Here is a 13,524-nt window from a genome sequence, read left to right on the forward strand (position 1 = left end):
ACGCCTGACGGAGACCCTGTCCGCGCGCGGCGTGGTTCAGGCGTCGTCGAAGAAATCCGTTCCGGGCGCATCCGTGCGCTCGGTGTGGTGGTACATGTCGACCAGCCCGGCGCGGCCCTGGTACAGGTGGTGCCGCATGTAGGTGGCCGCCGCGTCGGGGTCCTCGGCGGCGATAGCCGACAGGATCGAGGCATGTTCCTCCAGCACGCGTTGCCGTTGCGGCGCGGCGCGTCCCAGTTCCAGACCGATGGTGATGGTCTGCGCAACGGGGTTGCCGATGGTGCGCAGCAAGAGCGGAAAGTTCTCGTTCCCCGATGCCATCGCGATCCGTTCGTGAAAGGCGATGTCCTCGGTCCGGCCAAGCTCGCCCCGGGCAATCGCTTCGCGCAAGGCGTCGTGGGCGGCGCGGATGGACGCAAGCTGCTGCTTGGTCCGGCGCATGGCGGCCAGCCGGGCGGCCTCGGATTCCAGCACGATGCGCGGCTCCATCGCCAGCAGGTATCCCGACACCTCGGAGGAATCCGCCAACTCGCCCAGCCGTTCGGGGGGGCGCCGCGTGACGAAGGTGCCGACGCCCTTGTGGGTCTTCACCAGCCCGTCGGCCTGCAGCCGCATCAGCGCCTCGCGGCTGACCGGGCGAGACACCTGAAACGCGCGGCTAAGTTCCGTCTCCGAGGGCAGCTTTTCCCCCTCGGACAACTGGCCGGACAGGATCTGTTCAAGGATCTGGCCATAGACGACCTCTGCCAGCTTGCGCTTTTTGGCCGGTTTGGCGCTAAAACTGTCCATATCGCTCTCCCTCCCGCGTTCCGTCAGTGTGCCGAGAAAGGGCCGCGGTTGCGACCCCGTTGGTTTTTGCCTGGGCCGTGGCCCGTCACGTTGGCGCCAGGGTGCAGAAGATTTTCTCCATCCCGCCCGTGTTCCAGTCGCAGCGGGTGTCCTTCGAAATCAGGAAGGTGTCGCCGGTTTCGAACCGATGGACGGTGCCCGAATCCTCGGTCAGCTCGATCCAACCCGACAGCATGTGCATGACCTCGAACTTCGGAAAGGCGATGGACCGCCGGTGATAGGCCGTGGTGGTCCACACGCCGGCGCCGAAGTTGCGCGCGGCGTCCTTGTACAGCGTCAGGTCCGTCTGCTCGGGCGTGCCGGACAGCAGCAGGTCCGCCGGGGTCGGGTCGCAGGGCGGGATTTCGCCCAGCGTATCGGGACGCAAGGCCATCGGCAGATCGGGCCCGTCGGTGGCGTCCGCCGTCAGGGTGACGCAGGCGATTCCCGCCTCTGCCGACAGCGCCGCCGAGGCGGGCAGGATCATCGCCTGCCCGGGACCGAAAGCCCCAAGGCCATCGGCCGTGACCCGCCCGGCCAGTACGATCACCACGCGCGGTGCGGCGACGGTGTCGGCGGGGGTGCCGACGGTCACGGTCAGGCCGCGGTCGTCGTCCCGGAACTCGGTGGCGCTGATCTCGGTCTGCGCTGCGCGATGCAGGGCGTAGACGCCCGGTTCGATCTTCATTCTGGGATCCTTCCTCAGTAGCCGTTTTCCGGGCTGAAAACGTTGGGCAGGTCCTTGCCCTCGTTGAACCGCTTGATGCCTTCGGCGACGTAACGGGCCTTTTCGCGCTTGGTGGGGGTCGAGGCGATGTGCGGCGTGACGGTGACCTTCGGGTGATCCCAGATCGGGCTGTCGGCGGGCAGGGGCTCGGTCTGGAACACGTCCAGTACGGCGCCACCCAGCGTGCCTGCGTCCAGCGCCGCCAGCAGGTCGGCCTCGACAAGGTGTTTGCCGCGCCCGGCGTTGATGAAGGTCGCGTGGTCGGGCAGGCCGGCCAGCAGATGCGCGTCGATCATGTTTTCGGTCGCGGGGGTGGCGGGCAGCAGATCGACAAGAATGTCGGTGCCGGCAAGGAAATCGCCAAGGTCGCCAGCCCCGGCGAAGCTTTCGATGCCGTCCAGCGTCTTGGGCGTGCGCGACCAGCCGCGCGTCTTGAACCCCATGCCGCGCAGGGCCGCCGCCGCCGCGATGCCAAGATTGCCCATCCCCATGATGCCGACGGTCAGGTCGCGGGCCGAGTGCGGCACCTCTTTGTACCGCCATTCGTGCGCCGCCTGTCCCAGCGCGAAGTCGCGGGTGTCGCGCAGCGCGGTCAACGCGGCCCAGACGACATACTCGCTCATACGCTGTTCCATGCCGCCCATGCGGACCAGCGGCAGGTGGCGGGGCCAGTCCGGGTCGCGCGTGATGTGATCGACGCCCGCACCGGACGAGAATACGACCTGAAGGTTCGGGAACTTGGCCAGCCAGCCGACGGGCGGTTCCCAGACCATCACGTATTCCACGCTTTCGGGGGACACGTCAGGGTCGTTCCAGAACCGGGTGTCCACGTCGGGGGCGAATTCGGCGAAGTATCCCTTCCACTCGGGGAAGACATCCTCGCCGCCGGATTTAACCAGCAGGGTCATGTGTTTGGTCCTTTCGTCATTTCGGTGGGGGTCAGCGGTCCCTGTCAGAGGGGCCTGACCCGATCAGCATCCGGTCCAGCCCGAACAGCCGGTCCAGCACCAGCATGACGACCAGCGCCATGACGATGAGGACGGTCGAGACGGCGGCGACCAGCGGGTCGATGCTGTCCTCGATGTAAAGCATCAGGCGGACGGGCAGGGTGGTGGTCTCGGGCGACGAGATGAAGATGGTCATCGTGACCTCGTCGAAACTGGTGATGAAGGCCAGCATCCAGCCCGACAGGATGCCGGGAAGGATCAGCGGCAGCGTGATCCTGCGGAACGTGGTCCAGCCCGGCGACCCCAGCGATGCGGCGGCGTGGTCCAGCGACCGGTCGAGCGAGCCCAGCGAGTTCATGATGGTGCGCAGGACGTAGGGCACGATCAGGATGACGTGGCTGATGGTCAGCCCGGTGATCGTGCCGCTCATGCCGATCTGCGAGAAGAACCGCAGGAACGCGACGCCCAGCACGATCGACGGCACCATCAGCGGCGACATGCACAGGCTGAGGAACGCCTGCCGTCCCGGAAAGTCGTACCGCACGATGGCAATCGCCGCCGGGACCGAGATCAGCGCGGCAATGCTGGCCGAGGCCGCGCCAAGGGCAAGGCTGGTACGGAAGCTGCCGGTGAACTCGGCGTTGTTCCACAGCGCCTGAAACCACCGCAGCGACGCGCCGTTCGTCGGCATCGACAGGTAGCCTTCCGGTGTGAAGGCGATGATGCAGACCACCACGATGGGCGCCATCACGAAGACGACGAACAGCGTGTGGAAGAGAAGGGACCAGAACCCGTTGCCGCTGCTCATCCGTACATCCTTTTGAAGCGCGCCTCTGCAAGGCGGTTGAAGCCCACCGCGACCACGATGATGATCGCGAACAGCAGCAGCGCCAGCGCCGCGCCCAGCGGCCAGTTCAGCGAGAACAGGTATTCGTCGTAGACCAAGGTCGCGACGACCTTCAGGCGGCGGCCACCGATGATCTGCGGCGTGGCGAAGGCCGAGGCGGCCATCGCGAAGACGATGATCGACCCCGCGAAGATCCCGGGCAGCACCTGCGGCAGGATCACACGGCGGAACGTGGTGAAGGCGCTGGCGCCCAGCGAATAGGACGCGCTTTCGACCATCGGGTTCAGGCGCTGAAGCGTCGTCATGACCGAGATGATCATGAACGGCAGCAGCACATGCGCCAGCGCGATGACCACTCCGTATTCGGTGTACATGAAGCGCACCGGCTCATCGACGATGCCAAGCGCGATCAGCGCATCGTTGATCACCCCGGTCGATCCGAACAGAAGCGCCCAGCCCAGCGTGCGCGACACCACGGAAATCAGCAGCGGACCCAGCGCGACCAGCAGGAAGATCCCGCGCCACGGCGCCTTCATCCGCATCAGGATCACCGCCTCGGGCGCGCCAATCAGCACGCACAGCAACGTGGTGAACGCGGCGATGCGGGCGGTGCGCAGGAAGATCTCTCCGAAGTAGTCGTCCGAGAAGATCTCGCGGTAGTTGTCCAGATTGAAGACGGATTCGATGCCGGTGTAGAGGCTGAACGCCTGCAACGACAGGATCGCCGTCGCGGCCAGCGGCACCAGCAGGAAGATCCCCAGCGTCAGCGCGGTCGGCAGCGACAGGATGAACGGGACGGGGTCGAAGCGACGCAGCGCGGCGGTCATGCGGTGGCCTCGTCCGCGATCAGGTGCATGTCGTCCGCCTGCCACGTCAGATGCACGGCCTCGCCCGTCGCGGGAGGACGGGCGCCAATGTTCTGGCGCTGCATCAGGACCGGGCCTTCGGGGGTGTCGAACTCTAGCAGCCAAAGCCCGCCTTGGAAGGTGCGGTTGGTGACGCGGGCGGGCAGGCCGGCGTCGGCGACCGATACTTTCTCGGGCCGAACGGCCACGGTCACGGGGCCGGCGGCGCCGGTTGGGGCGGCCCAGCTTTGATCCTTCAGCACGATTTGGCCGTCGGTTGCAGTGGCGGCGAACAGGTTGGTTTTGCCAAGGAAATTCGCGACAAAGCGGGTGTCCGGGCGGCTGTAGACCTCTTCCGGCGCGCCGACCTGTTCGATCTTGCCGCCGCGCATCAGCACGATGCGGTCGGACAGGGCCATCGCCTCTGTCTGGTCGTGTGTCACAAGGATCGTGGTGGTGCCGGTCTGCTGCTGGATGCGGCGCAGTTCCACCTGCATTTCCTCGCGCAGGCTGGCGTCGAGGTTCGACAGCGGTTCGTCCAGCAACAGCACGCGCGGCTCGATCACCAGTGCGCGGGCCAGTGCCACACGCTGCTGCTGGCCGCCGGACATCTGCCGGGGATAGCGACCGCCGTATTGCGCAAGGCCCACAAGGGCCAGCGCCTTCTCGACCCGCTCTTGCCGTTCGGCGCGGCCGACATTGCGGACTTCCAGCCCGTAGGACACGTTCTGCGCGGCGGTCATGTGGGGAAACAGCGCGTAGCTTTGGAACACCATGCCCAGCCCGCGCTTGTTGGCGGGCATCGCCGTCAGGTCCTGCCCCCCAAGGTCGATCCGTCCGCCGTCGGGGCGGACGAATCCTCCGATCATCTGCAGCGTCGTCGTCTTGCCGCAGCCCGACGGGCCGAGGAGGGAGACGAACTCTCCCTCCGCGACCGTCAGGTTCAGACCATCGACGACGGTCGTCTTGCCGTAGATCTTCGTCAGTCCGTCAATCCGCACCAGCGGGGTTCCGGACACAGTCGTACTCGTCATCGTCAGTCTCTGCCTTTTAGCCTTGGGTATCCGGGATCAGCGTTCGATCTCGCGGACCCAGCGACGATCCCAGTCTTCGCGGCTGGCGTTGACGATGTTCCAGTCGATCGCCTGAAGCTTGCTGACGGCGTCCTCGCCATAGGGCACGCCTTGGGCTTCTTCCTCGGTCAGTTCGGCCAGCGCGTTGGTCGGACCAAAGCCAAGGTTCTTGGCAAGGATCTCCTGAATTTCCGGCGAGATCAGGAAGTTCACGAACTCGATCGCCTCGGGCTTCATCTCTTCGGTGGTCACCGCGCAGACGTCGTTCGAGATGATCATCGCACCCTCTTCAGGGTAGACCAGTTCGATGGGGAAGCCCTTTTCGGCCAGCACCTTGACCTGCGTGGACGACCAGACGGAAATGTAGACTTCGCCGTTCTGATACATCTCGGCCAACCGGGCCGAGGACGGCTCGAAGCTCAGCACGTTGGGTGCGATGGTTTCTTCCATCTTGGCAAAGCCGGGGTCCATGTCGTTGACGCCGCCGCCGTAGATTTCAGAGATCTTGATCAGCGCCAGCATCCCGTTGGTGTTGTTCAGCGGCTGGAACACCATCTTGTCGGCAAAGGTGTCGTCTTCCAGCGCGGTCCACGATGTCGGGGCGTCCCAGCCGTTTTCGGCGAAGACCTCGGTGGCGTAAGCAACGCCAAGACCCACGACGCCGAAGCCGACGGCCTTGCCGTTGTCGAACTTGGCGAAGTCGTGGATGTTTTCCTCGTGCTCCGAGATATCCAGATCGCGGCACAGGCCCAGCTCGATTGCCTGGCTCATCGGGCCGGTGTTCATCATGGCGATGTCGGTCTGCTGGTTGTCCTGACCGGCCAGCAGTTTGGCCAGAACGGCGGCAGAGTTACCGGCGGAATAGACGATCTCGACGCCGGTTTCCTCGGTGAACATCGGGAAGATCACCGACTTCATCAGTTCTTCCTGCGACCCGCCGTTGCCGGCGACGTACAGCGTCTGCGCATTGGCGGCGCCGGCCACCAGCGCGGCCATCGCGACCGACATGGTCATCAGTGTCTTTTTCATTTCATTGGTTCCCTGTTGTGACAGCTCGGCCGTTGCCGGACACGAGCTGTCGCACCGGCTGGACTGGCTTGTTTGAAGGACGATTCTCGCCCGGTCACGCCGCAGCGCGACATGAGAAGCACTTGTAACTTCAAATAATTACTTCCGAATGTGCTGCGAAAATGAGCCTATGTGACAGAAAAATTATCGGCAGAAACTTAATACCACCGAAATTTTTCCTGATGACCTCAGGAAACATGTTAACTCCGGTCGAAATCCTGACAGCGTCCGGTCGTGGATCGTGCATCTGCGGAATCGCCAACAGACAGGAGAACGGGATGAAACCGGGGCCACGCAGGATAACCGTTGGGACGGTCGTTCTGGACGACATCGACATTCGGATGCTCATCGCCCTTCAGGATGACGGACGCATCACCAAGTCGCAGCTGGCCGACCGCGTGAACCTGTCCAACAGCGCGTGTTTCGAAAGGATGCGGCGGCTGGAAGGGACGGGGGTGATCGAATCCTACCATGCCCGGATCAACGTGCTGAAGCTGGGCGATCCGCAGTTGATCCAGACGCATCTGAACCTGTCGTCCCACCGCTCTGGCGACTTCCAGAAGTTCGAACGGTGGGTGCTGGACGAAGAGATGATCGTCGAGTGCTACGCGCTTGGCGGGGGCATCGACTATACGATCACGGTCTGCGCGCTGCGCATCGCGGATTATCAGGAACTGATCGACAAGATGCTGGACGCCGATTTGGGGGTCGAGCGGTACTACACCTACATCGTGACCAAGAAGGTGAAGCAGAACGAGGTGCGGATCGAGAACCTCGTGAACGCGGTCTAGCTCCGCGTGGCCGGGCGGCGGTGGTCTTCCCGGTTGGTCCCGGCCCACTTGGGGGCCGGGTGCCAAGGGTGGTCCGTCAGGCGGCCCACTCAGAGTACCAGTTGCGGAACAGCGCGTATTGCGTTTCCACGTATTTGCGCTGTGCGTCGGACAGGGCGTCGGTCTCGTTGAAATGCAGGCGGTACTCTTCCTCGCCGTTCAGCACCAGCAGGTACTTGTAGAACAGCACAAGGTCGACGCCCTCGTCGAAGGTCGACAGCACCATCAGCGCCTCTTCCAGCTCTTTCGCCTTGGCGCGGGCTTCGACGCCACCGGCGGCGGCCTCTTTCGACAGGTCGATCAGGTGCAGGACTTCCTTCGGAAGCGCGTTGCCGATGCCTGTAATCGCGCCGGTCGCGCCGCAGTTGACGAAGCCGTGGTAGACCTGTGTGTCGACGCCCACCATCAGGGTCAGGTCATCGCTGGCCGAGGTGATGTTCTGCCCGGCATAGCTCAGATCCGCCGCACCGCCGAATTCCTTGAACCCGATCAGGTTCGGATGCGCCGCGCGCAGTTCGAAGAACAGGTCGGCGCGGGTCGCGAAGCCGTAGTAGGGGCTGTTGTAGATCACGGCGGGCAGGTCCGGCGCGGCGTCCAGGATCGCCGCGAAGTGCGCTTTCTGCGCCGCGACCGAGGTGCCGCGCGACAGCACGCGGGGGATCACCATCAGGCCCTGTGCGCCGACCTTTGCGGCGTGGGCGGCGTGGGCGACGGCGGTCTTCGAGTTCACGGCCCCCGTTCCGACGATCACCGGCACGCCGGCCTCGACCAGCGCCTCGACGCCCTTCATCCGCTCTTCGTCGGTCAGCAGCGGCCAGTCACCCATCGAGCCGCAGTAGACCACGGCGCTCATGCCGGCCTCGATCAACTGCTTCCCCTTGCGGGCAAGGGCGGCATAGTCCGGTTTCCGGTCGGCGGTGCAGGGGGTCATCAGCGCCGGAATGCAGCCGCTGAAGATATCGGTGTTCATCGTGGGTCCTTTCGAATGCGCCTGTTCTTCGGGAGCGCGCCCGTGGCTGTATGAATCTTTGGATGCGGATTGGATATCGGAAGCTTTATAGTTTGTCGACAAAAAATATTTAACTGCGCAGGGCAGGTGTCTTTGCGCGCGAAAAAAAGCGGCACGAGGACCGTGCCGCCTTTGAAATCAAGGGTCTGAGACGAAGGCGTCAGAGGGCGAGCGACACGCTGCCCCGCCGATCCGCCGAGATATACGACTGGATCTGCCGCACGATCTGGTTTGCGTGGGCCACTGCCAGCGCATCGGCTTTCGCCACATCGCGGGCCTCGATCGCGTCGATCATGTCGTCGTGTTCGGTCACGTACTGGCGCGGCAGTTCATCGTTGAAGGACGAATAGTACAGCCGCAGGATGCGCCGTCCTTCGTCCAGCAGCTTGGTGAACAGCTCGGTGTAATACTTGTTGCCACCTGCTTCCGCGATGGCGACGTGAAAGTCGCGGTTGGTCGTGATCATCTCCAGCGGGTCGCGCGCCTCGACGCTGGCGGCGAAGGCCGTTTGCTGCATGCGGATGCGGTCAAGGTCGGCGTCGGTCCGGTTCTGCGCAGCCTCGCGGGTGGTGACGCGGTACATCAGCGTCATCGCGTCGAAGAACGACGACAGGTTCAGGAAATCGATCTGCGACACGATGGTCGCGCGGTTCGTCAGGGTGGTGATCAGGTTCTCGGCCGCCAGCCGAACCAGCGCCTCGCGGATCGGCGTGCGCGACAACGAGAAGCGTTCGGACAGTTGCGCCTCGTCGATGGCGCTGCCCGGCGGCAGGGTCAGGTCGATGATCTCGCGGCGCAGTGTGTCATAGACCGTCGATACCCCGGACCCACGTTTGCGCGCGGAATCGCCGGTGTCCGCCTTTTTGGCCGCAGACTTCATCTCTCTCTCCCTCGAACCGAATTCCGTAAAATACTAACGAATGCCGCGTTAAGTGCAAATCGTATTTTTATTGTCGACTTATTCGGTTTCGGTTGCTATCCCCCGGACCGATCAGGACGGGGCAGGTCGAGATGCGTGTTGCCATCGCAGGTGCAGGAGTGATCGGCGTCAGCGCCGCCCACGCCCTTATGCGCGACGGCCACGAGGTGTCTGTTTTCGACCCCGGCGGCGTCGCCGCGGGCGCGTCACAGGGAAATGCCGGGGCTTTCGCCTTTACCGACATCATCCCGCTTGCGACCCCGGGTATCCTGCGACAAGCGCCGGGATGGCTGTTCGACCCGCTGGGGCCTTTGACCATCCGCCCCGGCTATGCCCTGCAAATCCTGCCGTGGCTTGCGCGCTTCGCCCGTGCGTCCATGCCGGACCGCTATGCCGCCGCGCTGGCGGCTCAGGCCGCGCTGATGCACCACTCGTCCGATGCGCTGGAGCGGCTGCTGCCAGCGGTCGCGGGCGAGCCGCTGTTGCGGCGCGAGGGCCAGATGCAGCTGTACGACACCGCCGCCCAGCTTAGGGCCAGCCGCCCCGGGTGGGAGGCACGCGCCGAGCATGGGCTGCGGTTTCAAACGCTGGACGGTGCCGAAGCGATTGCCGAGATCCAGCCGGGCCTTGACCCGCGCTTCGGCCACGGGGTGTTCACCCCCGACTGGATCAACGTCACCGATCCCCGCCAGTGGGTCGACCACATCGCGGCGGACTTCACCCGCAACGGCGGCCGCATCACGCGCCAAGCGGTGCAGGCGATCCGGCCAGAAGGACAGGGTGCCGCGCTGATGCTGGACGGTCACTGGCAATCCTTCGACCGGGTGATCGTTGCGGCGGGGGCGCATTCGAACGCGCTGCTTCGTCCGCTGGGCCTGTCGCTACCGCTAGAGACCGAGCGCGGCTATAACACCACGCTGCCCGCACGGGCCTTCGATCTGCGCACGCACCTGACGTTCTCGGCGCATGGTTTTGTGGTGACGCGGATCGGCGACGGCGTGCGGGTCGGGGGCGCGGTGGAACTGGGCGGGTTGAAGCTGGCGCCCAACATGAAGCGCGCCGACGCCCTGCTGGCCAAGGCAAAGAGCTTCCTGCCGGGGTTGGACGCCACGGGCGGCACGCAGTGGATGGGCTTTCGCCCCTCGATGCCTGACAGCCTGCCGGTGATCGGCGCCGCCCCGGCGCACCCCGGCGTGCTGCTGGCGTTCGGGCACGGGCACCTTGGACTGACACAGTCCGCCGGAACGGCAGAACTGCTGGCCGACCTCGTCGCCGCCCGCCCGCCGCGCATCGACCTTGCGCCCTACAGCCCCGGCCGGTTTCTGAAGGGGCGTCGATGACCAAAGACACCGTGACCTGTTTCCATGGCCGAACGTACGGCGCCCTGGTACGCCCCGTCGCAATCGGGCCCGCGATCATCCCCTCGATCAGCGGCTGGGCCCGCCAGACCGGCATCAACACAATCTTCACCGACGACCGCGACGCCTATGCGCACGGCTTCGTCGTGACCTGATCCCGACCGGATCATCCGCGTTTTTCGTGCATCGCCCGCGGTGCGCGCCCTCAAACACATGTCCCGAAAAGGAGGCGACAATGCCCTATACGCCACATGGAAAACACCTGATCGCCGGCGAAGCCATCGGTGCGGACAAGACGTTCACCTCGACGCCTGTTGCGGGCGACGCCCACGCCTTCGCCTGCGGTTCGCCCGCCTTGGTCGACCGCGCTGTGACGGCGGCGGAAGATGCGTTCTGGAGCTATGGCTACACCGACGCCGAGACGCGTGCGGTCTTCCTTGAGACCATCGCCGACGAGATCGAGTCCCGCGCCGACGACATCACAGAGATGGGCACCGCCGAGACCGCGCTTCCGACCGCGCGGCTGCAGGGTGAGCGGGGCCGCACCACCGGCCAGCTGCGTATGTTCGCCGACCACATCCGCAAGGGCGACTATCTTGATCGCCGCCATGACCCGGCGCTGCCCGACCGCGCCCCTGCGCCGCGCCCGGATCTGAAGCTGGTACAGCGTCCGCTGGGGCCGGTCGCGGTGTTCGGCGCGTCGAACTTCGCACTGGCCTTCTCGACCGCCGGGGGCGACACGGCCTCGGCGCTGGCGGCTGGCTGCCCGGTGATCGTCAAGGGACACGAGGCGCATCCAGCCACCGCCGAACTGGTGGCCGAGGCGATCACAGCGGCTGTTGCCAAGTGCGGCCTGCACCCCGGCACCTTCTCGATGATCCACGGCGGCAGCCACGAGGTCGGCAAGGCGCTGGTCGAACACCCGCTGATCCGTGCCGCGGGCTTCACCGGCTCGTTGCGAGGCGGTCGGGCGCTGTACGACCTGTGCGCCGCGCGCCCCGAGCCGATCCCGTTCTATGGCGAGCTGGGCTCGATCAATCCGATGTTCATGATGCCCGCCGCGATGGCCGCGCGCGCCGCCAAGTTGGGTGCTGGATGGGCTGGCTCTTTGACGATGGGCGTCGGCCAGTTCTGCACCAACCCCGGCGTCGCCGTTGTGCTGGACGGTGCCGAGGCTGACGCCTTCACCGGGGCCGCTGCCGAGGCGCTCAATGCAGTCGACGGGCAGACCATGCTGACTGACGGCATTGCCGATGCCTATCGCGCGGGCCGCGACGCGGTGGCCGCCACCGGCGCCGCGTCCGAGGTTCTGTCGAAAGGCTGCGACGGTCGGCACGCCGCACCCGCGCTGTTCGTCACGTCGGGCGATTGCTGGCTGGCCACGCCGGACCTTGCGCACGAGGTGTTCGGGCCGCTGGGCATCGTGATCCGCGTGAAGGACGAAGCCCAGATGCAGGAGATCGCGCGCGGCTTGTCGGGTCAGTTGACCTGCACGCTGCACATGGACGATGCCGACACCGATGCGGCCCGCGCGCTGGTGCCGGTGCTGGAGCGCAAGGCCGGACGCCTGCTGGTCAACGGCTTTCCCACCGGGGTCGAGGTTTGCGACGCGATGGTTCACGGCGGGCCGTACCCTGCGACGACGTTCGCCGGCACCTCGGTCGGCACGATGGCGATCCGCCGCTTCTTGCGCCCGGTCAGCTATCAGGATTTCCCGGCCGCGCTGCTGCCGAAGGAGCTGGCATGACACATCCGATCCCCGAAGACCTTGGCGCGCGGCTTGATGCCCGTTTGGACGAGTTGCACCAGGAACAGACAGACTGGCTGGCGCGGCTGGTGCGGTTCGACAGCGTGCGCGGCAACGTGGGTCCCTGTCAGGACTGGCTGGCCGGCGAGTTCGCGGCACGCGGCTGGGACGTGGATGCCTTCACGATCGCCGACGTGGACATCGACGGCAAACCGGGCGCGTCGCCCGTGGTCGATACCGACTATGACGACGCGAAGATCGTGGTCGCCACCCATGACGTGCCGGACGGCACGGGGCGCAGCCTGATCCTGCAGGGGCATGTCGACGTCGTGCCGCCCGGCGCCCCCGAACTGTGGGACCATCCGCCGTTCGAGCCGGTGATCAAGGACGGCTGGATGCACGGTCGCGGTGCCGATGACATGAAGGTCGGCGTGGCCGAGATGGTGTTCGCGCTGGATGCGCTGCGTGACCTTGGCTATGTGCCCGACGCGCGGGTGCATGTGCAGACCGTGTGCGAGGAAGAATGCACCGGCAACGGCGCGCTTTCGACGTTGGAACGCGGCTATCGCGCCGACGCCTGTCTGATCCCGGAAAGCATGAATGGCCGGATGATCCGGGCCGAGCTTGGTTCGGTCTGGGTGCGTGTGCGCCTGTTCGGCAAGCCCGGGCACGTTCTGGGCCCGGTGTCGGACAGTGCCAGCGCCACGCTTGCGGCGTATGACTACGTCAACGACCTGCGCGCCCTGACCGCCGAGATCAACGCCGAGGCCACGGATCACCCGTGGTTCGGCCACATCGAGAACCCGGTGAAGTTCAGCCTTGGCAAGATCCGGGGCGGCGACTGGCTTGGCTCTGTCCCGTCATGGGCCGAGATCGAATGCCGCATCTCGGTGCTTCCGGGCACCACGCTGCCCGAAATGCGCGAAAGGGTCAGCGCCCGGATCATGCAGACCGCGCGGCGGTTGGAATCGACGGTCGATCCCGTGATCAGCTGGATCGGTTTCCAAGCCGACGGTCACGTTCTAAAGCCGGGCAGCGCCGCCGAGGCGACGCTGGCGCAGGCGCACCAAGCGGTGCACGGCGCCGATATGGAGACGTTCAGCCAGACGGCGACCTGCGACGCCCGGATCTATGATCTGTACTACGGCATCCCGGCGCTGGTGTATGGCGGGCAGGGGGAGGGGGCGCATTCTCCGCTGGAGCGGACGAACCTTGCCTCGATGCGCGAGACCACGAAAGTCATCGCGCTGTTCATCGCGGAATGGTGCGGGCTGCGTCCGATTGCGCAGTAATGCACCCGGGCGAGGGCCGCGCCATGTGTGCGGC

13 protein-coding genes and 1 pseudogene are annotated in these 13,524 nt (G+C 65.5%); 5 read left to right on the plus strand and 9 right to left on the minus strand.

Features of this window, described 5'->3' with window-relative positions; translation table 11 throughout:
* Positions 1-36: 36 nt before the first annotated feature.
* The 7 genes from P1K30_RS15095 to P1K30_RS15125 form a co-directional block, all read right to left on the minus strand.
* Positions 37-789: a FadR/GntR family transcriptional regulator gene (locus P1K30_RS15095; RefSeq protein WP_275633582.1), complete on the minus strand. Its 753-nt coding sequence runs from the start codon at positions 787-789 to the stop codon at positions 37-39.
* A gap of 85 nt (positions 790-874) precedes the next feature.
* The gene (locus P1K30_RS15100; protein WP_275633583.1) at positions 875-1,516 is read right to left on the minus strand and encodes a cupin domain-containing protein; all 642 of its coding nucleotides are present in this window, start codon (positions 1,514-1,516) and stop codon (positions 875-877) included.
* Positions 1,517-1,530: 14 nt separating this feature from the next.
* A complete protein-coding gene (locus tag P1K30_RS15105) occupies positions 1,531-2,463 on the minus strand; it encodes a 2-hydroxyacid dehydrogenase (protein WP_275633584.1) in 933 nt (310 codons plus the stop codon).
* Between the two features lie 31 nt (positions 2,464-2,494).
* Positions 2,495-3,310, minus strand: a complete 816-nt coding sequence (locus tag P1K30_RS15110) for an ABC transporter permease (protein ID WP_275633585.1) — start codon at positions 3,308-3,310, stop codon at positions 2,495-2,497.
* Complete coding sequence (locus P1K30_RS15115) at positions 3,307-4,176, minus strand: ABC transporter permease (protein WP_275633586.1); 870 nt, start codon at positions 4,174-4,176, stop codon at positions 3,307-3,309. The genes P1K30_RS15110 and P1K30_RS15115 overlap by 4 nt, the downstream gene beginning before the upstream one ends.
* The gene (locus tag P1K30_RS15120) at positions 4,173-5,228 is read right to left on the minus strand and encodes an ABC transporter ATP-binding protein (protein WP_275633587.1); all 1,056 of its coding nucleotides are present in this window, start codon (positions 5,226-5,228) and stop codon (positions 4,173-4,175) included. Before P1K30_RS15120 ends, P1K30_RS15115 begins: the two co-directional genes overlap by 4 nt.
* Before the next feature lie 36 nt (positions 5,229-5,264).
* Positions 5,265-6,296 (minus strand): extracellular solute-binding protein, encoded by a 1,032-nt coding sequence (locus P1K30_RS15125; protein WP_275633588.1) that lies wholly within the window; start codon positions 6,294-6,296, stop codon positions 5,265-5,267.
* 317 nt (positions 6,297-6,613) lie between these two features.
* On the opposite strand from P1K30_RS15125, the gene P1K30_RS15130 reads away from it, so the two are divergent.
* The gene (locus P1K30_RS15130) at positions 6,614-7,126 is read left to right on the plus strand and encodes an Lrp/AsnC family transcriptional regulator (RefSeq protein WP_275633589.1); all 513 of its coding nucleotides are present in this window, start codon (positions 6,614-6,616) and stop codon (positions 7,124-7,126) included.
* A gap of 76 nt (positions 7,127-7,202) precedes the next feature.
* Here P1K30_RS15130 and P1K30_RS15135 read toward each other — a convergent pair whose 3' ends face one another.
* Positions 7,203-8,135 carry a dihydrodipicolinate synthase family protein gene (locus P1K30_RS15135; protein ID WP_275633590.1) on the minus strand — a complete coding sequence of 311 codons (933 nt, stop codon included), beginning with the start codon at positions 8,133-8,135 and terminating at the stop codon, positions 7,203-7,205.
* A 199-nt stretch (positions 8,136-8,334) separates the two neighbouring features.
* Positions 8,335-9,054, minus strand: a complete 720-nt coding sequence (locus P1K30_RS15140) for a GntR family transcriptional regulator (RefSeq protein ID WP_275633591.1) — start codon at positions 9,052-9,054, stop codon at positions 8,335-8,337.
* 131 nt (positions 9,055-9,185) lie between these two features.
* Here P1K30_RS15140 and P1K30_RS15145 point away from each other — a divergent pair, with 131 nt between their 5' ends.
* The 4 genes and pseudogenes from P1K30_RS15145 to P1K30_RS15160 all read left to right on the plus strand — a co-directional run bounded on the left by P1K30_RS15145 (position 9,186) and on the right by P1K30_RS15160 (position 13,490).
* Positions 9,186-10,433 carry an NAD(P)/FAD-dependent oxidoreductase gene (locus tag P1K30_RS15145; protein WP_275633592.1) on the plus strand — a complete coding sequence of 416 codons (1,248 nt, stop codon included), beginning with the start codon at positions 9,186-9,188 and terminating at the stop codon, positions 10,431-10,433.
* 20 nt (positions 10,434-10,453) lie between these two features.
* Positions 10,454-10,606, plus strand: a pseudogene (locus P1K30_RS15150) (proline racemase family protein); the annotation flags it as partial.
* Between the two features lie 80 nt (positions 10,607-10,686).
* Positions 10,687-12,198, plus strand: a complete 1,512-nt coding sequence (locus P1K30_RS15155; RefSeq protein ID WP_275633594.1) for an aldehyde dehydrogenase (NADP(+)) — start codon at positions 10,687-10,689, stop codon at positions 12,196-12,198.
* A complete protein-coding gene (locus tag P1K30_RS15160; RefSeq protein WP_275633595.1) occupies positions 12,195-13,490 on the plus strand; it encodes an ArgE/DapE family deacylase in 1,296 nt (431 codons plus the stop codon). The genes P1K30_RS15155 and P1K30_RS15160 overlap by 4 nt, the downstream gene beginning before the upstream one ends.
* Positions 13,491-13,524 lie beyond the last annotated feature (34 nt).

The organism is Psychromarinibacter halotolerans (assembly GCF_029168315.1).
In the GTDB taxonomy this organism is placed as follows: Bacteria; Pseudomonadota; Alphaproteobacteria; order Rhodobacterales; family Rhodobacteraceae; genus Psychromarinibacter; species Psychromarinibacter halotolerans.

Coding starts and splice junctions, on each gene's coding strand:
- P1K30_RS15145 (WP_275633592.1), top strand. CDS start 9,186: ATGCGTGTTGCCATCGCAGGTGCAGGAGTGATCGGCGTCAGCGCCGCC.
- P1K30_RS15155 (WP_275633594.1), top strand. CDS start 10,687: ATGCCCTATACGCCACATGGAAAACACCTGATCGCCGGCGAAGCCATC.
- P1K30_RS15140 (WP_275633591.1), bottom strand. CDS start 9,054: ATGAAGTCTGCGGCCAAAAAGGCGGACACCGGCGATTCCGCGCGCAAA.
- P1K30_RS15120 (WP_275633587.1), bottom strand. CDS start 5,228: ATGACGAGTACGACTGTGTCCGGAACCCCGCTGGTGCGGATTGACGGA.
- P1K30_RS15130 (WP_275633589.1), top strand. CDS start 6,614: ATGAAACCGGGGCCACGCAGGATAACCGTTGGGACGGTCGTTCTGGAC.
- P1K30_RS15125 (WP_275633588.1), bottom strand. CDS start 6,296: ATGAAAAAGACACTGATGACCATGTCGGTCGCGATGGCCGCGCTGGTG.
- P1K30_RS15100 (WP_275633583.1), bottom strand. CDS start 1,516: ATGAAGATCGAACCGGGCGTCTACGCCCTGCATCGCGCAGCGCAGACC.
- P1K30_RS15160 (WP_275633595.1), top strand. CDS start 12,195: ATGACACATCCGATCCCCGAAGACCTTGGCGCGCGGCTTGATGCCCGT.
- P1K30_RS15110 (WP_275633585.1), bottom strand. CDS start 3,310: ATGAGCAGCGGCAACGGGTTCTGGTCCCTTCTCTTCCACACGCTGTTC.
- P1K30_RS15105 (WP_275633584.1), bottom strand. CDS start 2,463: ATGACCCTGCTGGTTAAATCCGGCGGCGAGGATGTCTTCCCCGAGTGG.
- P1K30_RS15095 (WP_275633582.1), bottom strand. CDS start 789: ATGGACAGTTTTAGCGCCAAACCGGCCAAAAAGCGCAAGCTGGCAGAG.
- P1K30_RS15115 (WP_275633586.1), bottom strand. CDS start 4,176: ATGACCGCCGCGCTGCGTCGCTTCGACCCCGTCCCGTTCATCCTGTCG.
- P1K30_RS15135 (WP_275633590.1), bottom strand. CDS start 8,135: ATGAACACCGATATCTTCAGCGGCTGCATTCCGGCGCTGATGACCCCC.